At 64.0% G+C, this 25,772-nt stretch carries 23 protein-coding genes and 2 pseudogenes; 14 read left to right on the top strand and 11 right to left on the bottom strand.

The annotated features are described in order from the left end of the window. Positions 1 to 199: 199 nt before the first annotated feature. Both AC5Y2L_RS24590 and AC5Y2L_RS24585 read left to right on the top strand, forming a co-directional pair. Positions 200 to 2,034: pseudogene (locus AC5Y2L_RS24590) on the top strand (acyl-CoA dehydrogenase). Position 2,035: 1 nt separating this feature from the next. Then, entirely contained in the window at positions 2,036 to 2,431 is a 396-nt protein-coding gene (locus AC5Y2L_RS24585; protein WP_499938343.1) for a winged helix-turn-helix transcriptional regulator, read from the top strand. 843 nt (positions 2,432 to 3,274) lie between these two features. On the opposite strand, the gene AC5Y2L_RS24580 is transcribed toward AC5Y2L_RS24585, so the two are convergent. Then, complete coding sequence (locus tag AC5Y2L_RS24580; RefSeq protein WP_499938342.1) at positions 3,275 to 3,964, bottom strand: Crp/Fnr family transcriptional regulator; 690 nt, start codon at positions 3,962 to 3,964, stop codon at positions 3,275 to 3,277. An 865-nt stretch (positions 3,965 to 4,829) separates the two neighbouring features. Here AC5Y2L_RS24580 and AC5Y2L_RS24575 point away from each other — a divergent pair. The 10 genes from AC5Y2L_RS24575 to AC5Y2L_RS24530 all read left to right on the top strand — a co-directional run bounded on the left by AC5Y2L_RS24575 (position 4,830) and on the right by AC5Y2L_RS24530 (position 12,811). Further along, on the top strand, positions 4,830 to 5,072 hold the full coding sequence (locus AC5Y2L_RS24575; RefSeq protein ID WP_499938341.1) for a hypothetical protein: 243 nt from the start codon (positions 4,830 to 4,832) through the stop codon (positions 5,070 to 5,072). A gap of 458 nt (positions 5,073 to 5,530) precedes the next feature. Next, positions 5,531 to 6,751: a PucR family transcriptional regulator gene (locus AC5Y2L_RS24570; protein ID WP_499938339.1), complete on the top strand. Its 1,221-nt coding sequence runs from the start codon at positions 5,531 to 5,533 to the stop codon at positions 6,749 to 6,751. Between the two features lie 238 nt (positions 6,752 to 6,989). Next, positions 6,990 to 7,448 (top strand): STAS domain-containing protein, encoded by a 459-nt coding sequence (locus AC5Y2L_RS24565; RefSeq protein WP_499938337.1) that lies wholly within the window; start codon positions 6,990 to 6,992, stop codon positions 7,446 to 7,448. Positions 7,449 to 7,456: 8 nt separating this feature from the next. Continuing rightward, a complete protein-coding gene (locus tag AC5Y2L_RS24560; protein WP_499938336.1) occupies positions 7,457 to 7,672 on the top strand; it encodes a hypothetical protein in 216 nt (71 codons plus the stop codon). After that, the gene (locus AC5Y2L_RS24555) at positions 7,669 to 7,980 is read left to right on the top strand and encodes a hypothetical protein (RefSeq protein WP_499938335.1); all 312 of its coding nucleotides are present in this window, start codon (positions 7,669 to 7,671) and stop codon (positions 7,978 to 7,980) included. The genes AC5Y2L_RS24560 and AC5Y2L_RS24555 overlap by 4 nt, the downstream gene beginning before the upstream one ends. 881 nt (positions 7,981 to 8,861) lie before the next feature. After that, entirely contained in the window at positions 8,862 to 9,881 is a 1,020-nt protein-coding gene (locus tag AC5Y2L_RS24550) for an SDR family oxidoreductase (RefSeq protein ID WP_499938333.1), read from the top strand. After that, on the top strand, positions 9,882 to 10,106 hold the full coding sequence (locus AC5Y2L_RS24545) for a hypothetical protein (protein ID WP_499938332.1): 225 nt from the start codon (positions 9,882 to 9,884) through the stop codon (positions 10,104 to 10,106). A gap of 2 nt (positions 10,107 to 10,108) precedes the next feature. Further along, positions 10,109 to 10,873 (top strand): phosphatidylserine decarboxylase, encoded by a 765-nt coding sequence (locus AC5Y2L_RS24540; RefSeq protein WP_499944838.1) that lies wholly within the window; start codon positions 10,109 to 10,111, stop codon positions 10,871 to 10,873. Beyond that, entirely contained in the window at positions 10,873 to 12,078 is a 1,206-nt protein-coding gene (locus AC5Y2L_RS24535; RefSeq protein ID WP_499938329.1) for a hypothetical protein, read from the top strand. Before AC5Y2L_RS24540 ends, AC5Y2L_RS24535 begins: the two co-directional genes overlap by 1 nt. Positions 12,079 to 12,274: 196 nt before the next feature. Further along, entirely contained in the window at positions 12,275 to 12,811 is a 537-nt protein-coding gene (locus AC5Y2L_RS24530; RefSeq protein ID WP_499938328.1) for a class I SAM-dependent methyltransferase, read from the top strand. Between the two features lie 41 nt (positions 12,812 to 12,852). Here the strand turns inward: AC5Y2L_RS24530 and AC5Y2L_RS24525 are convergent, their stop codons facing one another. The 10 genes and pseudogenes from AC5Y2L_RS24525 to AC5Y2L_RS24480 form a co-directional block, all read right to left on the bottom strand. Next, complete coding sequence (locus AC5Y2L_RS24525; RefSeq protein ID WP_499938326.1) at positions 12,853 to 13,011, bottom strand: hypothetical protein; 159 nt, start codon at positions 13,009 to 13,011, stop codon at positions 12,853 to 12,855. Between the two features lie 410 nt (positions 13,012 to 13,421). Then, positions 13,422 to 16,505, bottom strand: a complete 3,084-nt coding sequence (locus tag AC5Y2L_RS24520) for a replicative DNA helicase (RefSeq protein WP_499938325.1) — start codon at positions 16,503 to 16,505, stop codon at positions 13,422 to 13,424. Positions 16,506 to 17,109: 604 nt separating this feature from the next. After that, positions 17,110 to 17,568 carry a 50S ribosomal protein L9 gene (gene rplI / locus AC5Y2L_RS24515; protein ID WP_499938324.1) on the bottom strand — a complete coding sequence of 153 codons (459 nt, stop codon included), beginning with the start codon at positions 17,566 to 17,568 and terminating at the stop codon, positions 17,110 to 17,112. A 32-nt stretch (positions 17,569 to 17,600) separates the two neighbouring features. Continuing rightward, positions 17,601 to 17,855 (bottom strand): 30S ribosomal protein S18, encoded by a 255-nt coding sequence (gene rpsR, locus AC5Y2L_RS24510; RefSeq protein ID WP_499938322.1) that lies wholly within the window; start codon positions 17,853 to 17,855, stop codon positions 17,601 to 17,603. Between the two features lie 44 nt (positions 17,856 to 17,899). Then, positions 17,900 to 18,418, bottom strand: a complete 519-nt coding sequence (locus AC5Y2L_RS24505) for a single-stranded DNA-binding protein (RefSeq protein ID WP_499938320.1) — start codon at positions 18,416 to 18,418, stop codon at positions 17,900 to 17,902. 59 nt (positions 18,419 to 18,477) lie between these two features. Further along, complete coding sequence (gene rpsF / locus AC5Y2L_RS24500; RefSeq protein ID WP_499938319.1) at positions 18,478 to 18,768, bottom strand: 30S ribosomal protein S6; 291 nt, start codon at positions 18,766 to 18,768, stop codon at positions 18,478 to 18,480. Positions 18,769 to 18,880: 112 nt separating this feature from the next. Further along, positions 18,881 to 19,519 (bottom strand): DJ-1/PfpI family protein, encoded by a 639-nt coding sequence (locus AC5Y2L_RS24495; RefSeq protein WP_499938317.1) that lies wholly within the window; start codon positions 19,517 to 19,519, stop codon positions 18,881 to 18,883. Continuing rightward, positions 19,479 to 21,162 (bottom strand): annotated as a pseudogene (locus tag AC5Y2L_RS24490) (glycosyltransferase family 87 protein); the annotation flags it as partial. The pseudogene AC5Y2L_RS24490 and the gene AC5Y2L_RS24495, both read right to left, overlap by 41 nt. Continuing rightward, positions 21,159 to 23,633, bottom strand: coding sequence for a transglycosylase domain-containing protein (locus tag AC5Y2L_RS24485; RefSeq protein WP_499938316.1), 2,475 nt, complete (start codon positions 23,631 to 23,633; stop codon positions 21,159 to 21,161). The pseudogene AC5Y2L_RS24490 and the gene AC5Y2L_RS24485, both read right to left, overlap by 4 nt. After that, the gene (locus AC5Y2L_RS24480) at positions 23,626 to 24,060 is read right to left on the bottom strand and encodes a DUF5318 family protein (RefSeq protein WP_499938315.1); all 435 of its coding nucleotides are present in this window, start codon (positions 24,058 to 24,060) and stop codon (positions 23,626 to 23,628) included. Before AC5Y2L_RS24480 ends, AC5Y2L_RS24485 begins: the two co-directional genes overlap by 8 nt. Before the next feature lie 124 nt (positions 24,061 to 24,184). Here AC5Y2L_RS24480 and AC5Y2L_RS24475 point away from each other — a divergent pair, with 124 nt between their 5' ends. After that, on the top strand, positions 24,185 to 25,066 hold the full coding sequence (locus tag AC5Y2L_RS24475) for a DUF1707 SHOCT-like domain-containing protein (RefSeq protein ID WP_499938313.1): 882 nt from the start codon (positions 24,185 to 24,187) through the stop codon (positions 25,064 to 25,066). 160 nt (positions 25,067 to 25,226) lie between these two features. Continuing rightward, positions 25,227 to 25,769 carry a PadR family transcriptional regulator gene (locus tag AC5Y2L_RS24470; RefSeq protein ID WP_499938311.1) on the top strand — a complete coding sequence of 181 codons (543 nt, stop codon included), beginning with the start codon at positions 25,227 to 25,229 and terminating at the stop codon, positions 25,767 to 25,769. The last annotated feature ends 3 nt before the right edge of the window (positions 25,770 to 25,772 follow it).

Here is a 25,772-nt window from a genome sequence, read left to right as displayed (position 1 = left end):
ACAGCCGGGCCGCCGGAACACCATGCCCAGTGGTCGCCGCCCACCGAGCTCCGCACGGCTACCCGCTCATGCCCATTCGAGAGGGACAGGCAGCACGCCACAACGGCGAAGTCCGGCAGAAACGCGGCCGACGAGGCCGCCGCGGACTCCACACGCGGATATCCCAGAACTCACACCAACTACAAAAAGGACCACTCGCATGGGCCACTACAAAAGCAACGTCCGCGACCTCGAATTCAACCTCTTCGAAGTGCTGGGCCTCGACGAGATCCTCGACACCGGCGCCTACGGTGACCTGGACTCCGATGTCGTGCACCACATGCTCGACGAACTGCGACGCATCGCCGAAGGTCCGGTAGCCGAGTCGTTCGCCGACGCCGACCGCAACCCACCGACCTTCGACCCGCAAACACATGCCGTGCAGCTGCCAGAGAGCCTGAAAGCCGCCTACCGGGTGAGCTACGGCGCCGGCTGGGACAAGATCGGCATCGCCGAAGAACTCGGCGGCACACCGATGCCCCGCCCCGTCCTGTGGGCGCTGATCGAGATGCTGTTGGGCGCCAACCCCTCGGTCCACTTTTACGCCTCGGGCGCCTGCTTCGCGGACGTCTTCTACCGGCACGCCACCGAGGAACAGAAACGCTGGGCCACGATCTGGGCCGAACGCGGCTGGGGATCATCGATGGTGCTCACCGAACCCGACGCCGGCTCCGACGTCGGCGCCGGCCGCACCAAAGCGATCCCACAGCCCGACGGGTCTTGGCACATCGAAGGTGTGAAGCGGTTCATCACCTCCGCCGACTCCGGGGACTTGTTCGAGAACATCGTCCACCTCGTGCTGGCCCGACCCGAAGGCGCCGGCCCCGGCACCAAGGGCCTGAGCCTGTTCGCCGTACCGAAGTTCCTCTTCGATTTCGAAACCGGCGAACTGGGCGACCGCAACGGCGTCTACGTCACCGGCCTGGAACACAAGATGGGCCTGAAGGGCTCGGCCACCTGCGAGCTCACCTTCGGCGGCCACGACCGGCCCGCCAAAGGCTGGCTGGTCGGCGAGCGTCACGCCGGCATCGCCCAGATGTTCGACATCATCGAGATCGCGCGAATGATGGTCGGCACCAAGGCAATCTCAACCCTCTCCACCGGCTACCTCAACGCGCTCGACTACGCCAGACAACGCATCCAGGGCGCCGATCTGACCCAGATGGCCGACAAGACCGCCCCACGGGTGCCGATCATCCGCCATCCCGATGTGCGCCACAGCCTGATGATGCAAAAGGCCTACGCCGAGGGACTGCGGGCGGTATACATGTACACCGCCGCCCACTACGATGCCGATGTCGCCCAACAGGTTTCGGGCGCCGATGCCGACCTCGCACTGCGGGTCAACGACCTACTGCTGCCGATCGTCAAAGGCGTCGGCTCCGAACGGGCCTACCAGTACCTCACCGAATCCCTGCAAACCCTCGGCGGATCCGGCTACCTACAGGACTACCCCCTGGAGCAATACATCCGGGACGCCAAGATCGACTCGCTCTACGAGGGCACCACCGCGATCCAGGCCCAGGACTTCTTCTTCCGCAAAATCCCCGCGACCGCGGTGAGGCCCTCTCCCACGTCGTCGGCCAAATCCAAGAGTTCCTCAGCACCCAAGACGGCACCGAACGCTTGAAGCATGAGCGGCACCTGCTAGAGACCGCACTCGAGGACGTTCAGGCCATGACTGCGACGCTGACCACACACCTACTCGGCGCCGGCGAGCAACCAACCGAACTGTACAAAGTGGGCCTGGGCTCCGTGCGATTCCTGTTGGCCGTCGGTGATCTGCTTGTCGGTTGGCAACTGCTGCACCAAGCGCAGATCGCCCTGACCCAGCTCGACGCCGGCGCGACCGGCACCGACGCTGACTTCTACCGCGGCAAAATCGCTGTCGCACAATACTTCACCCGTACCGTCCTGCCCGGGCTCTCGGCAACCAGGACGGTACTCGGTGCCCTCAACGTCGAGATCATGGACCTCAACGACGCGCTGTTCTGACATGCCCGGCACAGACATACAACTACGCGGACGAACACACAGCGACATCGGCCCACTGCAGGCAGTGCTCGCCAGCATCAGCAACAAGTGGGTTACCACGGTGTTCGAACACCTCAGCGACGCAACGGAACTCAGCTATAGCGAGCTCCATCGCCGAAGCAGAGCATCCCGCAAGATGCTGTCAGCGACACTACGCAACCTCGTGCGAGACGGACTCGTGCAGCGCCGTGCAGCATCAGGCCCCGTGCCAAAACGCGTCTACTACCGCCTGACTGACCTGGGTCGCTCTCTCGACGCCAACCTCGACGGACTCCGGGACTGGGCCAACAACCACATGCACACCATCGAGACCGCTCGGCAAACCGGTAACGGCCCAGCTGGAGCGAGATGCAGGTAATCCGTCACGATATATGACAAGCAAACGATCGCGCGATCGCTCATCATCAGCGTCACCGAGGCTGGCACATTCAGTCACCGCCGTCGACGGACCTTCCTTGTCCCCTTGGGGCTACCCCACCATTGCCGAGCCGCCATCTCGCCGGCGAGGAATACGGCGGAATCGAATACCGAGGGTTACCAGTCGTATGCGCACGAAACTATGCTGCAGCACATTTAGGATGCGGATAATTCAGCCAGGTCCGCGGTCGTCGTTGCAATAAAATACGACGCTGGCGCTGACGCTGGCTGCGCTCAGGCTTGCGCGGACACAGAGATGGGCGTTTCCGCGCGTCGGTCGTTGCGTCCTTAGGTGCTCGATACGCCACTGTGACGTGTGGATCGCCAACTGGGGCGTGTACCAGCATCTTCCGCTAGGTCGCATGGAGAATTGAAATATCCGTCACGTCCAAATTCGTCATGATACCGACCGTGACGCGCTGGTAGTCCTGGGTCGCGCTCCGACCCCCGCCGGGTCACCGGCGCCAACGGAGCCCGCGCTGTCACTGCGATAACGGCGCACCGTTGCACAGATTGGCTAGAACTGAGCGTCTGGCCACACCGCACCGATCGGCCTATCGGTCCCTTGCTGGCGCCGCTGCTGCGAGGCACCCTGCGACGTGACCTTCGTCATGCTGTTGACCGATCGCGGGAAACCGCGCGTGCTGAACCTACCGCGGCCCCTGAAAGCCTTTGGCTGACGCAAAGGACGGACAGGTCGACGGCCCAGCGCAAGGCGCGTTCTTTACCCCGGCCATGGCCTCAGGCCATCCCGAGGTCATCGCCACCGAGCTGATCCGGCAGGTCAATCCCCCCGGCTCCGCATTACTAGGCGGGCGGGATCGACGATCACTACGGCATCGGTTTCGAGCTGTATCCAGCCTCGGGCGGCGAAGTCATGCAACGCCTTATGAGCTGCTTCCGGCGAAGCGCCTGCGAGCTGGGCGATCTCGAGGGGGCTCACATCGCGGACTATCGATGCCGCGCCGCCGGATTCGCGCAAGTCGAATTGCTGGGCCAGCAGCAGCAGCAGCAGCTGTTTAGCTACTCGCCCGGGCATATCGGTGAAGACATGGCCGGCGACGGTGTCGTTGGTACGGCGCATGCGGCGTGCCAGTACACCCAGTAGCTGCCCGCCGATCTGCGGGTGAGCGGTCATCCAGGCGCGCAGCGCATCACGGTCCATCCAGACCGCCGACATCGCGGTGATGGCGATCGCGCTGCAGGTGCGCGGTCCCGGGTCGAAAACCGATAGCTCACCGAACATTTCGGATGGCCCCAAGATCGCCAGCAGGTGCTCGCGCCCATCAGCGCAGCACTGTGCCACTTTGACCGTGCCGGATTTGATGATGTAGAGCCGATCGCCAGGCTCACCCTGAGCAAATACCACCTCGCGGGCCGCGAACTTGACACGGTGTAGCTGGCTTCTCACCGCAGCCAGACACTCGGATTCGACTCCGTCGAAAATGGCGGCCTTGGCCACGACCTTGTCCACAGCTCAAGCCCCCTCGGGTGTCCCGGCCAGATAAGGTGTCCTTGATGGAATTGCGGGGCAGCACTGCCCGATACCACGACCCGATACTCCCGCGTCGGTCGTGGTATTGGGGATGTGCAATTACGCCAGGCGGGGACTTGTTTCGAGCACATCGCATCAATGCGAATCACTTCGACGGTACCTCGCAATCGTCCTGAGAGCTTTATCCGCACGCACACGACTTTGGCGGGTCGATTGTTCCCGCGGACAACCGCGCGGCGTGTCGCACCAACTAGCCCCACGTGGCGACGAAGCCATGCGACGTTGCTGCGCCGCGCCGGGCTGCTGTTGCTGCCGGCGCCCGAGCCCCGCGCTAGGTCGAGTAGGTGCACTGTGTCCCAGGGTGTTTGGTTTCCGACGGCAGGCACCGTCGAGTTATCTGAGGTTCGATGGAAGTGGTTACCACTGTTCCCGATTGGGTCGAAAGATGTGGAACACTCAGAACAGGTGCTCCCGTTGGGCCTACAACCAGGTGCATCGATTGAGGGTGTCGGCTCGTGACGTGCACCGACGCGTCACTTCTGGATACGCGGATCCACAAGCGGCCCCGGACCTTTGGTGGCGCAGCTTCGGGTCCCCATTGCCCTACACGGCTAGCGCCGTTACTGTAGCCCGTTACGCCACATCACCAATACCGCGGTGGCGCAAGGGGGCGGCACCCTGTCCGAGATGGACGGGTTGGCCCGAGGGGGGTATTGGGCGGCGCTGCGCCGCGAGGCCGTTGCGGCATGCCCGGTCGCAGACCACTGGGCGAGTCAGCACCGTTGTGTCGCTCGTGCGGGGAAGGGGGGTCGACGAGATGACCGCGCACTGTCCCGTGGACTTAATGTCCACAGCCGCCTATATCGTTCGATCGTTTAACGATCGGAGTCAACCAGATCGCCTGGTCGAGGGGTGTTTAGCGGTATCGGATGCGTACCGGACGATGGATTCGGCCGCCCTCCTCGCCGAGGGCATGCGTCAAGCGATGATCCACATGCTCGGTGCACTGCAGCGCTCCTCGGTGGCGTTTGATGTTTATGACCGCGGCCTGCACCCCGAAGACGTCGCTATTGCGGTGGGGCACTAGCTGAAGCCGTCGATGCCTTCAGTGGTGCGGCCCAACATCTTTGCGATGCGCAAGCCGCCCTGGCCCATCAGATGCGTGGCGGGGCCGTCAGCGGCCACCAGGGCGCGCGGAGTGGTTGCTGTTCTGACGGAACACTGTTTTCGTCGGACTGAGACGGCGTGCTCAGCGCCCGTGGGTCCCCCCGACTGTCGGGCTGCGGTTGGGATTCGGGCACCACCACAGCGGTTTTCAAGCTGCTTTGGCTAGACGGCATCGGTGTGCTGTGTCCTGGCGGACATGCCCAAACCCGGCACGGATACCGGTCATCCCCCTGTTTTCGAGTCCAGCCCGATGGATCGCGGCGGGTTCCCTGGACACGACGCTTGGTGGTGAGCCATGCCCATTCAGGTCGAACCGGGCATGGCGGTGACAACGTGGAATCGATCGTGCCGACCATATTGGATACTTACGCTGTGCTGATGAGCGAGAACAACGTGGTCGGCGCATTCCAGCCGGCTCGAATGGTCGCATCCGCCCTACTGAAGAGGTTGCCTGAGCTAGCCGAAGAGCTGGCTCGCCAGATTGCCGACCGACTCGAGAGCTATCGCGCCGATCTGCTCGTGCCGCGAGAGGACCTCTACGACGCAGTGCTTGCCAATATCGAGTTCCTACTGCGCCACGTCGCGCACGAACAATCCATGGATCTCGACGCTCCCCGACAGACCGGCGCTCGGCGGGCCGAACAGGGCGTGCCGTTGGCCGCAGTGCAAAGCGCGGTTCGCCTGGGTTACCAATTTATGTGGGAGGCGATCGTCGACGAAGCGCAATCATCCGGCACAGCAAGCCACGCCGATCTGGTAGCCATGGCCTCGGATGTGTGGTCGGTCAATGACAACTTCACTACCGCAATGATGAATTCCTACAACGAGACCATGGCCGAACTGATGCTACGCCGTGAACAGGAGCGGTCGGCGTTGGTCGAGGCGGTGCTGCAAGGCAAGATCAGCGACGCCAGGTCACTATGGGAATTGGCCGACCTGCTGGACCTGCCGTACGAAGGGGCCTTTGCCGTGGTCGCCGCCGACGCTCCGCAAGTCGGCCGGGCGCCGCTACCGACTATCGAAGCGGCCCTGCGCACACGCGGTATCGGATCGGCTTGGCGATTGACCCCGGGCCTACAGATCGGGATCGTCTCGCTGCGCGAGGTCTCCAGGGTCGATCAGCTTGTTGACGCTTTGAACGCGCAGGCGACCGGCCGGGTGGGGGTAAGCCCGGTCTACTCCCGACTCGACCGAACCTCAGATGCGCTTGGTCTTGCGCGAATCGCTCTGGCCAATGTCGAGCCGATGAGCGTGGGTGTGACCGTGTTCGACGATGCCCCGCTGTCGATGATGGTGCTCAGCGCGCCGACGACCGCTTACCGGATCGCTAGCCGGATCCTAGGACGGTTACTGGGCCTGCCGGCAGATGATCGCGAGGCGTTGCTGACTACCCTGTCGACCTATTTTGAGGTCAATGGCTCCGCCGCCGAAGCGGGCAAACGGCTTTATCTGCATCCCAATACCGTGCGGTATCGCCTGCGACGCATTGAGCAATGCACCGGGCGCTCACTGGAATTCCCCCAAGATTTATCTGAACTCTATGTCGCGATGCAGGCCATCCGGCGCTTGCCCGGCGGCATCATCGATCCGTTGGTATGACCTGATCTCAGTGTCAGCTTCGGGCCGATCCGCGCTGTTCACCGGAACCATTCACGCGCCTCGGGATTGTTCCGCCGACTAACGACAAAAGCGCTTACAAGCACAATACTCGCAGTGTGATCGCAGTCACGCCCGTGGGCCAGTGCACTACCAGGTTGGCGCTTTCGCTTGAGCCATGGACGTTTCCAGCGAAGTGTTCGACCTGACCCGGATGAGTCAACTGGGGGGGTGATTTAACGTGACAACTGCTCGAAGTGGGTTGACGGTCTCTGCCAAGGCGGTCGCGGGCTGTTGTGTGCTCACTGTCCATGGCGTATGGGACGCCAGCACGTATGAACTTGTGCGTCACGCGGTTATCGCGGCCGCGCACGATGAACCTCGGGCGTTGATCCTCGACGTCAGCAGAATAGCGATCGCGGCCGAATCGGCGTGGTCGAGGTTCGCCAGCATCCGGTGGCCGAAGCCGGAGTTACTCGGCGTCCCGATAGTGCTGGTGTGTGACTCCATTGCCGGCCAACGAAGATTGCGCCGCAGACACATCAGCCGTTACCTGCCCCTGTACTTCAGCGTGCAAGCCGCGATCGCCGCCCTGACCGAGGGCGAGGGTCCCAGTGTCAGCGGCGCGAACGCCGAGCGCCTGGTCGCCGAGGCGCCAATAAGCCCGGCCGCGGCGCACGAGCTGCCTCAACGACGATGATGCCGCCGATGATCATCTTCGAGCAGCATGTGGGTGAGGGTATGCGCCGAGTGAAGGCGCGGCCGGTACCACGACGCATGCAGACCGCCGTCGGCCGCTACATTGCAGCCGAGATCACCCAGCACGCGCGCGCCCAAAGTCATCGGCCACTGCCCTTCGGCCGCGACGGCCAGGTGATCGAGCTAGGTCAACAGGTGTGCCACCGCCAAGGTGCATCGGCATGAGGACGCCACGGCGTTCTGGCTGGCTCAACGACCGCGCAGCGCTATTGGTCAGACTTCTTCAACAGCGCCACGGTCTGGCTGTAGCTGACGGCACTGCGCGCCATTACATTTCGGATCAGCTGGACCGCGTTGCCGAGATGATGGGCATCGGCCGGCAAGCCGCAAAACTCCATGTCACCGATGACGTCGTCAGCGACGTGGCCGACCGGATAGCCACCGCCGTCACATTGCACCCCGCCTCATCGAGCCGCCAGACTCGAGAAGCCCAGCTGGTGAATCTTGACGTCGAACGCCGCCGTCGCCGCTGATCATCTCCAGTCCAGAAGCTACGGCGGGTGGGCACGCTCACCGGGACGACCGAAGCGTTCGAGGTGAAGTAGCGTGAGACGCAAAAGACCCTCATCTTCTCGCCAGGCGATTTCAGGGTTGACGCAACAGCCTCAAGGTGAGGGTCCGGTGGGTCGTTGAGGAACACGAATCAGAACTCAACGGCACCTAAGCAAGGCGAGCACACTTTCGTAGTGCTCCGACAGATTCCGACGACGGCACCCGCTACGATTGCGTACTCAATGGTGGCTGGTCGCCGTCGGCCTTCGTTGTAGTCGGACAGCAATTGATGAACCCGGCGGGGCTGCGGCGGTCTTCCCATGAAGGAAAGAATCTGCGATCGTGCGCGGGGTCATCCGCCCGCGCGTGAGCCGATCAGTTCATCGCTGCTGCTGCGCTCGACGACCGCAGGGTCGATTCCTGCCAGCGTCAAATCACCGGCCAGCATCAGCCGGTCGGTCCTGCTGCGGCAACGACTACCTCACTCGCGTGTGTGCATCCCCGCCGAGAGTGGTGTCCGCACCATCGCCTCACCAATGCCACGCGATGACACTCATAGCTGTCCGATCGCGGGTCAACTCGTAGCCGTACGAGCGGGGCCCACCCAAATCCGTGATCCAACAACTGGATTCCGTTCAAGCGCGAAGGAGGAAAGGCGATGACTGAGGCTGATGGGCACCTGCGGAGTCGTGCTGACATAGTCACGTTGGCCGAGGACTGCCCGGCGCTGCGTTTCAGCAGCAAGTTCGCTGATATCGTCGCACTCGGTTGCGGTAGGGCCGGGTTACTCAGCCCGGTATTCGACCGGCGCGCGACCGGCAGCGTCGCCCCGAGCCGGGGCGGTGGCCGTGAGGTCGCACTCGTGTTGGGCGCCAACGGATTTGTCGGCACGCATCTGGTGGCCGCCCTGACCCGGCAGCCAGGTATCCGCAAGGTATACGCCGCGGTTCGCTCAACGCCCGATCTTGCCGGCGGCGCCCGACTGCAGGCCACCCTGACCCGGTACCGGATCCACGACATCGATCTCGACAAGATCGTCCCGACGCCCGCAGACCTGACCAAGAGAAATTTCGGGTTGGCTGATGACGAGTACACACGCCTGCTGGAAGACACCGACTTCGTCTTCAGCTGCGCAAGCTCCACCGACTACTCCAGGAGCTACCTCGAGCTTCGAAACGACTGGGTACTTAGTCTGTTGCGCGTCTTGCAGTTCTCGGTCGAACGTCGACGCAAGCATCTGACCTATTTGGGAAGCGTTGGGGCCTCCTTTTATCGCAACCCTAGCGACTTCCGCCGCCCCGACTCGTGGTGGTATTCGGGGTATTGCCAAATGAAGTGGGTTAACGGCGCGCTGTTGCGCGCGCTCTTCGATGTCGATGACGTCAGTGTCACGCTGTGCGAGGCGCCGTATGTCCTGGGGTCCACCGCCGTGGGCTTAGACCCGGGCCGTCACTACAGTTGGTGGCGTCTGATCGACCTGGCCGCCACGGCCGGGGCCATTTGGAAGGGCCCGGGAATGAACTACATTCCCGTCGACGTGCTCGCCGAGGTGGTTGCAAATAACGCGTTGGCCGACGGTCCGTTGAACTATCTGCTGCCGTGCAATCCGATCGGCTACCACAACACACTTTTCGCCGATCTGTTGGACCTCGATCTGGTCGAGTGGCCAGATTTTGTTCGGCTGGTTTCACACAGAATCTCGCCGCGCTATCAGGACACGTTGCTGTCATCCAACGTCGATGCACTGATCAGAATCGTCAACGAACCCGGCCCCACATTGCCGCGCGGCCACGACCCGTCCTGGTGCGACAACCGCCGTCTCTTTGGTATGTATCTGCGCAACATCGACTTTCGCGCTTCGTCCCGAAGGGAGGTGGCGTAGATGTGCACGGGAACAGTTGCGGTACAGGGTATCCGGGGCAACACTGCCGCGCTGTTGGCCGGTGTGGTCGGCGACTACTGGCGCTACGTGTTGACTTTGGTGTTCTACGCGACATGTTGGCCGATCGGCGGGATCGCAATGAGCATCGACAGATTCAGCGGATCTCGCAGCCTAGAGCTGCTGCTGCGGTTGTGTGAGGCGGTCGACGAAGGACGGTTCCGATGACTGTGCACCGACGGTCCTATTGGGCGCCGGCCGCACCGGCGGCGTTAGCGTTAACGGTCTTACTGTCGTTTGTCCTCTTCGCCTACTGGCGGACAAGGTACTTCTTCCGCGATCCGGTTCGCCAGATCCCCAGCAGCGACCACAAAATCGTCTGCGCCGCCGACGGCTTCATCACCTACGTGAAGCGCATCGAGGCAGGAACGGTGCCGATCGCAATCAAAAACCGCCGATCGATCGCGCTTTCAGAATACTGCGGGCTGGGCATCTGTGAGAGCGGTTACCTCATTGGCACGTATATGACCGAGCATTCGGTTCACCGAAATCGTCTCCCGATTTCCGGTGTCATCCAAGCACGTGAACACCGCCGCGCGGCTCCGTTCAACCGCTCGATGGCACGCACGCTGGCAAACCTCATCCTCGACCGCAGGCCGTTCGACCGTGACTGCGAGCATCTGGTCTGCAATGAGCGCTTAACGATCGGCATCCGACATCGGTGCGGTGCCGTAGTGGCTGTCACGCAGATCGCCGACCTGTGGGTCAACCGGATCGTCGCCGATGTCCGGGTCGGCGATGTCGTCACACGCGGAAACCAGTACGGGATGATCCGCTTCGGATCACAATGCGACGTATTCCTACCCGATGCCCTGGTGTCGAAAATCCTGATACGCCCGCGCCAATACGTTCTCGCCGGCTCCACCGTCCTGGCGCTCACCAAGCCGACACAAACCTGCGACATACCCTGCGCACAGTCCAACGAGGTGGCGTGATGATCTCAGTCCAAGCAGTCCAAACAGGTTCGCACTGGCGGGCGTTTCGTCGAGTACCGCGCGCTGCATACCGTCATGACCCGAACTGGATCCCGATCGAGCTCGTCGACATCGACCGTTTCCTGATCAACCCCTCGCCGCAGCGGCGAGCCCGGGCAACCACGCAGGCGTTCGTCGCGTTCGACGAGGGCAAGCCGGTAGGTCGGGTGGTCGCCATCGCCGACCACGACTTCATCTCGCACAGCCGCACACGGTGCTGCTTCTTCGGCTTCTACGAGGCCGTCGCTGACGACGAGGTCGCATTCGCCCTCCTCGACGAGGTCCGCACCTGGGCACTGGGCAGATCGCTGACCCAGCTGTGCGGCCCATTCAACCCGTCGATGGTGTACGGCGCGGGCGTGCTGGTCGGCGAGGCCGCCCAGCGCCCGCTCATCGGGATGCCACACAACCCGGGGTACTATGCCACGCACCTCGAGCGCTGGGGGATGACCGGTGTCAAGGACTTCCACAGCTACTTGATCGCCGACCCATACTCGCTGCTGCACTCCCCCGCGTTCGCCACGCAGTTCGCGATGTGGCAACGGTTCAGCGCGCGATCACCAGTGACATTCAGGTCGATGACCCACCAATCATTTGACCGAGATCTCGAGACCGTCCGGACACTGTACAACCGTGCCTTCGGCAACTTCATCGGATTCGCGCCGCTTCCCGCTGAAGAGATGCAAGATCTTGCCGACACTGTCCGGCCGATCCTGGACCTGCAACTGACCGTGATCGCCGAGATCGATTGCCGGCCAGTCGGATTCTTGATGGCCATTCCCGACGTCAACGAACTCGCCTCGCGCAGCGCGCTTCGGTGGCAAGCAAATCTATGGTCACGGACCCTTCGACAGCGGCTCACCGGCGCCGCTACACCTATGACCGCCAACATACGGGTCGACATGCTGGTAGTGGACCCCGATTGCGGCTATCAACCCACCGCGGGGCTGCTTCTGGTTGAGATGCTCCGCAGAATCCACGACCGCGGCTACGCAACCGTCGAAGGAGCGCCGGTGCTGGAGGACGGTTCCTGGATACAGCCGTTCCGCAGAAAGCTCAACCTCACGCCACACCGGACCTACCGGCTATATAGCAAAGACATCACCAACAGCCTTGAGCGCCGAGGGGAGCCACAGAGCAATGCTGAACAGCTACTCGCAGTTTGATGTCCACTCGCTCAAACAGCACGCCAGCACCGCGCAACACTGCGGTGTAGGCGCTTCGGTCATCGACTGTTTATGCAGCGATGAAACGCAACCCACACAAGCTCGATCGCTCGGGCAGACGATTCTGCAGAGCCGCCCAGCCGCCAGGCTGTACGCCAAGCTTCGGGGCCCCGCCGGACGGGCGACGCTAGGGGGCATGTCCCCGGCCGGGGAGCGCGCGGTAATTCGTGACAGCCTGCGCCTCACCGAAAGAACAAACGTCCTCGACGTCGGATGCGGACCCGGCAACTTCACCAGTTTCATCGCTACCGAACTGCCCGCCAGCGGGCTGGCCGTCGGTGTGGACATCTCGATGTCGATGCTCGAGCGCACTGTTCGTTGCACCGAAGTCTTCAACACCGTTTACATTCGAGCCGACGCACACGAGTTACCGTTCCCATCAGAAAGTTTCGATGGTGTGATGTGCTATGCCGCGATGTACATGATGAGTGACCCATACCGTGCGCTGGACGAACTCGTCCGCGTGCTAGCACCGGGCGGACGACTGGCCGTGATGACGACATGCACCGCCAACAGCCGCGCCGGGCGACTCGTGCAGTGGCTACTCACCGCACCGCTGGGTATCCGCATGTTCACCCGCCGCGACGTCGAGCACCAGCTCCGCGAACGCAACCTTCGCGACGTCGCGGTCCAGGTACACGGCATGTCCCAATTCATCACTGCTAGCAAATAGCCCAAGCCGGTCCTGCTCGGACCAGAGAGCGCACATCGACATCAAGCGAGATCGCGACACAGCCCGCGGGGGTCCAGGCGGATCATTTTCGACCGCAGCCGGAATACGTCAGGCTCGATGCCGAGCTGCTCGGCGAACGCGGCGAGGGCCGCCGACGGTGTCGCCGGCTGAAGGTCGGTGCGGTGCTGGTCGCGGCTCATTTGGGGCGTACCTCGGTTGCCTACGCCGCCGCATACCCCGACATGAGTTGTCCTGCAGGACACCGGGCGGCTTGGACACGAGTTTGAGAGCTATCACCAACCGCCGCTGACGACGCTCGCGAACTCGATCGACTTTGACGACCCGCGGCGCGCGCGGGCGTGCGTGGCGTGGTGGTGGTGGCTGCGGGTGTTCTACTATCTCCGCTGTAATCCCTTGCGATTACATGGAGTTGGGCGACGATCGCTTCGCGGAGGAACTGCGCAAAGGTGTAGCGTCGGCCGGTGACACGTCCAACGATGCGTACGGCAGCGCGGACACGCTGGTGTAACTCGGTAGGGATATTGACCTTACTGACGTCACCACCAACGCCGCCGGCGGCGGCGATTCTCATCACTCACCGTCACATCCGTCACCTTGCCATGTTGGCGAATCGCGACAAATGCAGTTGATGCGCGACGGTCACTGTCTTTGTGGGACCGTTACGGTGTTTGGCCAGAATCAAATCCGCCTCTCCCCCGCGCGGATCATCGCGGTCGAACGCATCGGGCCGGTGCAATAGGATGACAACGTCGCTATCCTGTTCGAGGCTATTATGCACTGAAATACCTTGTGCCACAAAGTTGTTCGTTCCAGGAACGGTGCCGTCGTAAACGTTCTGCTCCCCCAGGCTGGTGATCTCAGCCACCGTATCCCAATACACGTCGCTGGTCGCCAGCGCATGAATCTCGCGATCGTCCAGCAGCGCCGCCGCACGGTGGAGTCTCGGCCGGCTGGGAGAGTGCTTCCACAGCGTAGATCCCCAGAATTGGATGCCCATAGCGGCCGCGAACGTACGGTGCGTTATCCCCTTGCCGGACAGCGCCGTCCGGATCTGCCCCCATACCTCTTTCGGCGCGGTGTCCTGGCTTGTATTTCGCACCACATATTCGAGACGAGACAATACCTCTTGCGCCGCTACTCCTCTCGCGCCATGCACGCCGACGTGACGAAGGAACCTGGCCTGGTTTTCCGCACCGTAAATCAGTAGGTGCCAGCAGTCGCGGTAGCCGAATTTCTGCGCGCGCTTGATCCTCGTGAAGACGCCAACCCGAAGCAGCAGTTGAGCGACGTCATCGACAAGACGCCGGCTAGTCGACGCGTAATAGATCCGGCCCTGACCCGCCGTTGCGTCCCACCGCACCGACCCGTCCATCGCCCACAGATGCCGCAGGAACAACGCCACCTGATCATTGGGAGCGCGAAACACCGCTTCTGGCACGAACTTTTCGTAACTGCGCATCCCAAACAATCCGAGGCTGTCGAGCCAGGCAGCGATCGGGTTGCGCCGACCTTGCGCCAAGCGCCCCGGCGCCAGCATGCGCAGCGTTGTCACCCGTGCGGCGGGATACTCGTCTCGAACCGCTGTCACGCCGAAGTGCGCGGCCGAAATCGTCACCGGGACGAGGTTCGCCTCGTCGACCGACGCATAGCGGATCGGCTGGTTCTTCACACATGAACCGTCACCGATCATGTGGGCCAGCAGAATCAGCTCCGACTCGTCCATCCGCTGGGTGTCGACGGGTTCAGGCACCCGCCGAGGCACCGCAATACGATCACCAATCTTCAACTGCTCCAAGGGAGTCCAGCCCTCGAGCTTCATAAACGGATGGTTACCCGTTGCCTCAACCTCGCGCCCCGAGGCCAGCCGCAGTCGGAAAACCTCCTTGCGGCCACTGGAGAACACATTGGTCATCGGACGGGCGACCATGCGCAGCCGCTCATCCAGCGACCACACCAGCGGACGCTCGCCGGTCCGCATCAACTCTCCGAGGGACACCTCGGTACCCGTGTCGGCGCGCAGGATCCGGGTTGCGGCGGTCAGGCATCCCGACTCGCGGAGGTCGGCCAGCATGGGCTTCTTGTCGGTGCGCTGCTCAGGACCGCGGTTCAGCTGGCTGATCGCGACCACCGGAACCTCGAGCTCCTTCGCCAAAAGCTTGAGATGCCTTGAGAACTCGGACACCTCCACCTGTCGCGACTCGTACTTCTTGCCCGATGTCATCAGCTGCATGTAGTCGACCACAATCAGCCTGAGGTCGGCCTTCTGCCGCAGCCGCCGAGCCTTGGCGCGGACCTCCATCATCGTGAGATTGGGCGAATCGTCGATATAGAGCGGGGCTTCGCTGATTTCGCTCATGCGCCGCGCCAGCCGGGTCCAATCGTCGTCGCTCATGCGGCCCGAGCGCATATCGGAGAGCTTGATTTTCGCTTCCGCCGACAACAGCCGCATCACGATCTCAGACTTGCTCATCTCCAGCGAGAAGATGACGCTGGCCATGCGGTGCTTGATCGAGCAGGACCGCATGAAGTCCAAGCCCAGGGTCGAGTTGTGGGTCGGAACCATGCCCCTTCCGGCCAGGTAGAGATGATCGGTGCTGTCCACCTGGACGCAGCGCACCGCGACGCTCCGCACGCGACGCACCGAATCGACCTGCAGCACCGGAGTCAATACAGCGGTCTGCGCCTGCGCGAAATGCGCGGCCGATCCGGCTGCGTTGATAGTGTCCAAGCCGCAACGCAAGTGGTTCGATGTCCGGATGCCGTAGCTCGTGGGCCACTGGTGATCGGCGTCGGCGACAATGACTGTGCCGTCGGAGAACTCGATCTCGTAGCAGGGGCGGCCCAACAAAACGTCAGTCGCGGCCACAACCCGCGTCGGCTTCCCGTCGGCGCCGAGCAACTCGTCGCCGACACTGACATCGCCCATCGTCGTCCAACCGGACGGCGTCGGCAGCGGCGTATCCAGCGCAAGCGCTTTCCCCACCCCCGGACGGGCCGCAACTATGATCATCTGCCCTGGATGCAGACCGTTGGTCACTTCGTCGAGTTCGGTGAAACCCGTTGGCACACCGCGCGCCAATCCCCCGTTGGAGGCGATGGCGTCGATCTCGTCCATCGTCGGCTGCAGCAGATCCTCTAACGGGACGAAGTCCTCGGACAGCCGACGGTCGGCAACGTCGTAGATTTCGGCCTGCGCCCGATCGACCACCTCGGCCACATCGGCGCCCTCGGCACCGGCGTATCCGTACTGCACCACCCTTGTCCCGGCCTCCACCAGGCGGCGCAGCAGCGCCTTCTCGGCGACGATCCCGGCGTAATAGCCCGCGTTGGCGGCCGTCGGCACCGTCGAGATCAGGGTGTGCAGATACGGTGCGCCGCCGATCCGGCGCAGCAGCCCGCGCCGGTCCAATTCGGCGGCTACGGTCACCGCGTCGGCCGGCTCGCCGCGGCCGTACAGGTCCAGGATGGCGTCGTAGACGTTCTGGTGTGCCGGGCGGTAGAAGTCGCCGGGCCGCAACCTTTCCAGTACGTCGGCGATGGCATCCTTGCTCAGCAGCATCCCGCCCAGCACCGACTGTTCGGCGGCCAGATCCTGCGGTGGCTGGCGGCCGAAGTCCTCACTGGGCGGCGTGGCATCCATGCCCGGGTGCCCCAGATCGTCAACGACCGCCATGCGCTCTCACCTCCTCCGACCAGGCACCCGAACATACATTCGACAGCTGCTCTCAAGAGCGTAAGTTGCGGCACCGACAAAAGCCGTTGCTCCCGGTGGCCGACTCGTGGAAGCACCTGCCGTCGCCTCGCGCCGGGATGACGCTAAACGTTGCTGGAAGGTACTCCAAGGGGTGCTGTTCATGAAGCTGTGCATCGCGTGTGCATATCCGTCGGCACCTGTGTTGAGCGGGGTGTGGAAAACCTGTGGATCAATGCGGGTTGTTACGACATCACTGCTGATAAAAGTCCCACGACGTGCCGCATCCCGTGTGGACAACAATCTCTTCGGCGTGTCGGGCCAGGTTGCCTAGTCGGGCGTGTTGGTTTTCGGCCAGATTTTCGGCGCGTTAAGCACCGGTAACGGCGGCCACCGCAAAGGATGCTCGAAAATGTTCGCCAGCCGCGACCGCCGCAGCGGGCGGCCGGGGCATGTACCAACGCGGGAATTCGGCTGCACCGCAGCCGCGTTGGCTCTGCGTTCACGGCGCAAAACTACGAGTGAGACCCGCCACCACCGCAGAATGAAAAGCTCTCTACCGCACTCGGTGCGGCCTGCCGCGGAATCAGCTCTCGGCGACGACCTCGAGGGCAAGCTCGACATCGACCTCGGGATGCAGGTGTACCGAGACCGGGTGCGTACCGATGGCCTTGATGTGCGCCTTGGGCAGCCGGACTATTCGCTTGTCCAGATTGGGCCCGCCGGCCTTCTTGATGGCGGCGACCACGTCGTTGGAGGTCACCGAGCCGAACAACTTACCGGAGTCGGCCGCCGTCTTCACCGGCAACGACACCGGCCCCAGCGCCTCGATGGCCGCCTTGATCTCGTTGGCGTGCTCCAAATCGCGCACCGCCTTGGTTTCGCGTGCCCGGCGGATCTCGTCGGCCTGCTTCTGGGCGCCACGCGAGGCGACGATCGCCAGTCCGCGCGGCAGCAGGAAGTTGCGGCCATACCCGTCCTTGACCTCGACGGTGTCGCCGACGGAACCGAGGTGGTCAACGTCGGACGTCAGAATCAGCTTCATCGTATTGCAAACTCTCCGTTGGTATTTCGCGGTCAGCGCGCCGACGAGGTGAAGGGCAGCAACGCGACCTCGCGGGCATTCTTCACCGCGAGCGCGATGTCCCGCTGGTGCTGCACGCAGTTGCCGGTGACCCGGCGCGCCCTGATCTTGCCGCGTTCACTGATGTAGGTCCGCAGCAACGTCGTGTCCTTGTAGTCGATCACTTGTTCCTTCTTGGCGCAGAAGACGCATTTACGCGCCTTGATGGGCTTCTCCGGAGCCGGGCGCCGCTTGCTGGATTTGGCCATCTCTGTCTTTCTTTCCGTTCAAAGTGTGTTGAAGTGTCGTGCAATCAGAAAGGCGGTTCGTCGTCACCGCCGCCGAACGAGCCCGACGCCGGGGCGCTGCCCCATGGGTCGTCGGCCGGTGCGGCGCTCGGCTGGGCCGGCGCGGGCCGCGATCCGCCGCCGCCGCCACCGAAGCCGCCGCCTCCGCCGCCGCTGCGGCTGGCCTTGTTGACCTTGGCGGTGGCATACCGCAACGAGGGGCCGATCTCGTCGACTTCGACCTCGACGACGGTCCGCTTCTCCCCTTCGCGGGTCTCGAAGGAACGCTGCTTGAGCCGGCCGGTGACGATCACGCGGGCCCCGCGGGTCAGGCTTTCGGCCACGTTCTCGGCGGCCTCGCGCCAGATGTTGCACCGCAGGAACAGCGCCTCGCCGTCCTTCCATTCCCCGCTCTGACGGTCATAGATCCTGGGGGTGGACGCCACGGTGAAGTTGGCTACCGCAGCACCCGACGGCGTGAACCGCAATTCCGGGTCGGCAGTCAGGTTTCCGACGACGGTGATGGTGGTGTCACCAGCAGCCACAATTTCCTCCTGAGGACGTGTTCTGGCCGAGCCTACGCAACCGCGCTGACAGCAGACAGTCAGTGCTTGTCGGTGCGCATCACCTTGGTGCGCAACACCGACTCGTTGAGGCTGAGCTGACGGTCTAGCTCGGACACCGTCGCCGGCTCGGCCTTGAGGTCGATGACGACGTAAATGCCCTCGGCGTGCTTGGCGATCTCGTACGCCAGCCTGCGCTTACCCCAGATGTCGACCTTGTCGACCGTTCCACCGTCCTTGCGGACGACGTTGAGGAACGTCTCCAGGGACGGGGCCACGGTGCGTTCGTCGAGCGTGGGGTCAAGAATGACCATGATTTCGTATGGACGCATGGAAACCTCACCACCTCCTCTGGTCTTGAGCGGCCACGGTCTGTCCGTGGCAGGAGGGTCGCCTGCGTCGGCAACCCCGCTAGGTTACCGGACGGCAGGTCAGCTCGGAAAATTACTTCCTGGCTTGCAGGAATTCGGCTGCCCTGGCCTGTGTCGCCGGGTCAGCCTTGGCCAGTGAGCCCGCATCGAACGGCGGCTGCGGGTCGTATTCGATCAGCAATTGCGCGGCCTGCGCGGCCTCCCGATCGACCAGCAGCTCAACCAGCCGCAACGCCATGTCGATGCCGCTGGACACCCCCGCGGCCGTGATGATCCGCTGCGGCAGGTGCTCGACGACACGGTCGCTCACATACCGCGCACCCAACTCGTTGAGCAGGTCCGCAGCCCCCCAATGCGTCGTCGCGGTCAGTCCGTCGAGCAAGCCCGCCGCCGCTAGCAGCAGCGCACCGGTACACACCGACGTGGTGAACGTGGTCTGCGCATGCACCTGCTGCAGCCAGCCGCGGATGACTTCGTCGTGAATCAGCCGTCGGGTGCCGATCCCACCGGGGACGACCACGACGTCCGGCGTCGCGATTTCGTCGAACGCGGCGTCGCAGCTGAGGCCGAGCATCCCGTTCTCGGTGCGCAGTTCACCGCGCTGATGGCCGACGAACACCACGTCGACGGCCGGGATACGTTGCAGCACTTCGTAGGGTCCCACCGCGTCGAGTGCGGTGAACCGGGGAAAGACCGGGATCGCGACCAGCATCAGCCGCTCCCGACGCCGGCCGCCGCTGCCCCGGTCTCGGAGGGCACCGCCCGGCGTAGTCCAGCCGGGCGCAGCCCCTGAGGCAGCCAACCGGGTGCAGCGTCGGGCGCCCGGTCGAAAGGCCCGCCCGCCGGATCGTCCAGGCGTCCGTTCCACCGCACCAGGTCCTCGTCGGGGCGGTAGATCTGCCGAATCACCAACGCGCACAATGCCATAACCGCGATGTCGCGCAGCAGCACGGTCGTGGTGAACCACTGCTCGGGAAGCGAGCGGTTCGGGTTGCCGTAGAGGTAATACATCCGCGGCACCCACACCAACGCGTCAATCGTCATCCAGGCCAGCAGTATTCGGCGATGCGGCAAGGCCAGCACCGCCAGCGGTACCAGCCACAGCGAAAACTGCGGGCTCCACACCTTATTGGTCAACAGGAACGCGGCCACCGTCAAGAAAGCCAGCTGCGCCAACCGCGGCCGCTGCGGGGCGGTGAGAGCGATGTAAGCGATTGCCGCGCAACACACCACGAACAGCCCGGTCACCACCGCGTTGAGCACGGTGGGCGGCTCCCAGAAGCCCAGGCTCGGATCGAAACCCCGCCAGCCGGTGAACGATTTCACCACGTTGTACAGCGAGTCCATGTCGTCGCCGCGGCGGGCGTTGAGCCGGAAGAATTCCGACCAGCCGCGCGGAAACAGCACCAGCACCGGCAGATTCACCAACAACCAGGTCGCCGCGGCCGACGCAGCCGCGGCGGCCACCGCCCGCAGCCGCCCAGAGCGGATGCCCAGCACCAACATCGGGCCCAGGAACAGCAGCGGATACAGCTTGGCCGCGGCTCCCAGCCCGATCAGCAGCCCGGCCAACACCGGTTTGCGCCGAGCCCATGCCAGCAGCCCGGCCATCGCGAATCCCGTTGCCAGCGCGTCGAAATTGGTGAAGATCTGAAAGATGACCAGCGGCGAGGCCGCCACCAGGGCCGCATCCCAGATTCGGCGTCCGGCCAGACTCGCGGTTGCCCACACCGTCGCCAGCCAGGCCAGCGCCAACCCGAATGCGGCCACGTCGAAAAACACCACCACTTCGGCGATGACCGGCAGGGGGATGAGTTTGCTTGCCGCGGTATAGGTTTTGGCCACCGCCATCGACAGGTACTGGTAAACCCCGGTCAGCACCGGATACTCCATGTAGCGCACGGCGGGCTTGCCGTCGTAGCGGGTCTGGGGAGCGCCGCTGGGGTCGGTCTCGACCCAACTGGACTTGTACGGAAACTTGCCCTGGTTCAACAACTCCGCGCCGTACAACGGCACCGTGTCGGAGTAGCACAGTTCGTAGTAGGCGCGTTGATTCTCCCAAACCGCGACCCGCTGGTCGCCCGGCCCGGTTCCGGTGCTTTGCAGACACGCGGCCTTGGTCGACCAGCCCAGGGCCAAGAACACCAGCGCGATCACGAACATCACCCGCAGCGGCGTCATCACTCGGGCCCGGCCGATGAGCGCGTGCCGACCGACCGGCCCGCCGATGACGTCGGCCAACGCGGCGCCCAACGGGTCTGTGCGACTTGGGCAATCGCGGTTGTCGATGCTACGCGGATCCGGGGCCAACGGGCCCGGCGAGATGATCGGGGGCTGCTGCTGAACACCACTCACGGCGGCGAGGGCTCACCGGGCGGCGGGGCGGCGGGTGCCGGTGGTGGTGGCGGCCCGACGGTGACCGTCTGCGGCGGACCGACCGGGACCGTGATACCCGGGGCGACTTCCACGGTCGGCTGGATGACCGTCACCGACGGTGGCGGCGCGACGGGCTTGGGCGGTGGCGCGGGCACGCCCGCGTAACCACCGATCTCGGTGGGCTTGGGGAAGGATTCGTTCGAGGTGCCCTTCAGCGCCCCGTCCATGGTCGCCTTCCAAATGTCCGACGGCAGGCCGGAGCCGTAAACCGCTCCGCCAGAGGCGGTTACCAACGGTTGGTCACCCCTGACCGTGCCCACCCAGACAGCGGTCGACAGCGACGGCGTGTATCCGACCATCCACGCGTCCTTGTTCGATTTGGTGTCCCCCAACTGCGTGGTGCCGGTTTTGGCCGCCGACGGTCGGCCACCGGACAACGCGTGGCCCCGTGAATAGGCGGCGATCGGCTGCATGGCCGCGGTGACGTTATCGGCCACGGCCTTGGCGATGCGCTGTTCGCCCGGGCCGTCCGCGGCGCCGGCGTCGAAGAGAACTTGGCCTTCGGCGTTGACGACCTTCTGCACGAAGTGCGGCCGGTGATAGCTGCCCGATGCGGCCAGCGTGGCGTACGCCGAAGCCATGTCGATCACCCGAGTTTGATACTGGCCCAGGACAATTCCGTTGTTCGGCGGTCCACCCTTGCCGTCCTCGGACAGGGTGTGCGGGACGCCGGGGAAGCTGGTCGCAACCCCTGCGCGATGCGCCGCGTCCGCCACCGCCTGCGGCCCGTTCTTCAGCTTCAGCATCAACCGGTAGTAGGACGTGTTCAACGACTGCTTGAGCGCCTCGGCGATATTGCAGGTGCCGCAACCCTCGCCGTCGACGTTGGTGATCTTGATGCCGTCGACGGTCAAGGGGGAACTGTCGACCTGGTAGCCCAGGCCGATGCCTTGCTCGAGCGCGGCGACCAGCGCGAAGACCTTGAACGACGATCCGGTCTGTAGCCCGGCCTGTGCGAAGTCGAATCCGTTGGCGTCCGAACCGCCGTAGTAGGCGCGGATGGCGCCGTTGCGCGGGTCGATCGAGACCACGGCGGCCCGCATGTCGGGATTTTCCCCCTGGAGGTATTTCGATACCGCCTTCTCCGCGGCCTGCTGCGCCTGCGGCTCAATAGTGGTGGTGACTTGCAGCCCCTGGGTGTTCAACGTCTGCTCGTCGATGTTGAACAACTCCATCAGTTCCTTGGTCACCTGCCGCTGGATGAGCCCGTTGGGGCCGGTGGTCTGGAACTGCGCGCGGGCCTGCTCCGGCGGCACGGTCGCGGGAAACACCTGTGCCGCACGATCACTCGCGGACAGGGCCTTGGTTTCCACCATGCCGTCGAGGACCCAGTTCCACCGCACGTCGGCCCCCTTGGGATCGACGGCCGGATCAAGCGTGGACGGCCGGCGGATCAGCGCCGCCAGCAACGCCCCTTCGGAGACCGTGAGCTGCTCGACGGGCTTGTTGAAATACGCCTTCGCCGCCGCCGAAATCCCGTAGGCGCCGCGACCGAAGTAGATGATGTTCAAATAGGCCTGCAGCACATCGTCTTTGGACCACTCCCCCGACATCTTGGTGGCGATCACCAATTCCTTGGCCTTGCGCATCAGACCGCTCCACCCGTGCTGCGCGGAACCGACCAACGCGTTCTTCACGTACTGCTGGGTGATCGTCGACCCGCCCTGCAGATCACCGCTGCCGAAGAGGTTGTTGTTCACCGCCCGCGCAAATCCGCTGAACGAGAAGCCGGGATTGGAATAGAAATTGCGATCTTCCGCGGCGATGACGGCCTGGCGCACATGCACCGGCACTTGGCTGATGTTGACGTCGACCCGGTTACCTTCGGGCGGAATGATTTTCGCGATCTCCGAGCCGTCGCTGGCCAGGATGGTCGACACCTGGTTGGTGCGAATATCACCCGGCTTGGGAATGTCGACGATGAAGTACGCCATGGTGAAGGTGACGATGGGTAGCAGAAACACCATCACGGCGGTGAGAACCAGTGCGCGTCGCACCCATTTCCAGTTGACCTGCTGCTTGAACTGTTGGAACCACGGTGGATTCGAGCCCGGCCCGCGGCCACGTCCGCCGGGCCCTCGGGGAGGTGCGGGTGGCGGGGTCGGTCCGCCCGGTGGACGCCGTCCGGCGCTGGGCCGTCGTTGCCGGGCGGGAGCGGGGGCGTCCAGCGCCGCCTTGACCTCCTCGATGGGGTCCATCCGGACCGGGCCGCGGTCGTCACGAACCGGCGGGATGATCGAGGTCAATCGGTCGTCGGGAGGAACCTCTCGGCGCGGGGCCCGCGGACGGGGCTCCGCCGCCTCGTCCGGACTCGCATGCTTGCCTGCCCGTTCAGTCGGTGACCCCTTCGGGCCGTCATCGGACTGATCGTGGCGCCCTTCGTTATTCACTGGCCGTGCGGGCGCCGTTGCGCGCCGTCCGCGTGCCGCGCGTTCCCCTGGGCGGAGGTGCCGGGCGTGCCGCGCCGAGCACATACGACTTGACCAAGTGATTCCAGCTGCAGGTTCGGCATACCTCCACCACGTGGACAGCGAACTCGGAGAACCGGGTGGCCAGCAAGACCAATTCCTCGGCTGTTCGCGCCGACCCCGAGACCGCGCCCAGATGCTCCCCGAACACCCACGACACCAACGTGAGCTGCTCCTTGCGGCAGATCGGACACATCACCCGACTCGGTTTCCCGTGAAACTTCGCCGCGCGCAGCAGATAGGGATTCGCGTCGCACACCTCCGAGACGCCGGTGCGCCCCGCATACACCTCGGCCAGCAGGGAGCGACGCCGAAGCGTGTAGTCCACCACCTGTCGCTGCAGTCGCACGCTGACCAGAGTACGTCCCCCGCCGCGGCGCCGTTAGGCAACCAACGCGGTTGTCCGCCCCGTTGACCGGCCTGAGCGGCGGTATTGCCGATCACGATTGGCGCACGACTTCTACGATCAACCCGTGGCGAAATGGCTCGGGGCACCACTCGGCGGCGGGTTGACAACTGCGACCAGGGCCAAGGACACCGACCGTCAGGAGATTTGCACGCTGCTTGACGCCGCGCTCAGCGACGGCCAAATTTCCGGTGAAGAGCACCGGGAACGGATCGGCAAAGCCACCAACGCCGTGACGCTCGGTGATTTGAAGCTGCTGGTGTCCGACCTGCAGGGCAACGCGGCACCCGCCCGACTGCGTGGCCCGAAATTTCCGCTGAACACAGCGCGCTGGCGCGCACTGGCGGCCGGCTTCGTCGGGTCCGTGCTGCTGGGCGTTCTCATCGGTTGGGGGCTGTACGGCGACACCTCCTCACCGTTGGACTTCGGCGGACATGCCGGGGACCCGGGCGCCAAACCCGACGGGATTGCGCCGGTGGTGTTGACACCACCCACTCAGTTGCATTCGCTCGGCGGGCTGACCGGACTGTTGGAGCAAACACGCAAACGGTTCGGAGACACCATCGGCTACCGGATGGTGATCTACCCGACCTACGCCGTCTACGACCGGCCGGATCCTTCCGACGACCGGCGCAAGCTGGCCTACGACTACCGCGGTGGCTGGGGCGATCCGACGAGTTCCGCCAGAAGCAGTGGTGACCCTGATGTGCCCGTCGACCTCAGCAAGTTCGACGTGACGAAGGCCGTGGGCATCATGCGGGGCGCGCCGCAAACCCTCCACATCAAACCCGCCGACGTCAAGAGCACGTACCTGATCATCGAGCCCGGAAAGGATCCGTTGCAGCCCGATTCGTTGAGCCTGTCGGTGTACGTGTCCAGCGACTACGGCGGCGGCTACATCAACTTCGCAGGTGACGGCACCATCAAGCGGTTGAATCTGCCGTCTTGACTCCACGCTCGGCGCGGCTCGGCCGCCGAAAAGCGTGGCTGTGACTAATAACGCACGAACACCCGGTGGTGTTGTCGCAAATATATCGGAACGATACGATGGCACGAGGCGTCGAGCCGCTAAATCGCTGAGCAACTAGCCGAGCAAAGGAGGTGAGTCGGTGCTGGAGCTCGCCATCCTGGGCCTCCTGATCGAATCGCCAATGCACGGCTACGAACTACGCAAGCGGCTCACCGGTTTGCTCGGTGCATTCCGCGCATTCTCCTACGGTTCGCTCTATCCCGCCCTGCGGCGCATGCAAGCCGACGGCCTGATCGCGGAGAACGCCGCCCCGGCCGGTACCCCGGTCCGCCGCGCGCGCCGCGTCTACCAGCTAACCGATGAAGGCCGGCGTCGGTTCGCCGAATTGGTCGCCGACACCGGCCCGCACAACTACACCGACGACGGCTTCGGGGTGCACCTGGCCTTCTTCAACCGGACTCCCGCCGAGGCGCGGATGCGCATTCTGGAGGGCCGCCGCCGTCAGGTCGAGGAACGCCGCGAGGGGCTGCGTGAAGCAGTGGCGCGGGCCAGCAGCTCGTTCGACCGCTACACCCGCCAGCTGCACCAACTCGGACTCGAGTCCAGCGAACGTGAAGTCAAGTGGCTCAACGAGCTCATCGCTGCCGAGCGGGCGATGCCCGGCCTTACCGAGCAAACATAAATC

The organism is Mycobacterium sp. NGS66 (genome assembly GCF_059812225.1).
Note: the sequence above shows the minus strand (reverse complement) of the source record. Positions and strands in the feature narration are given on the sequence as shown.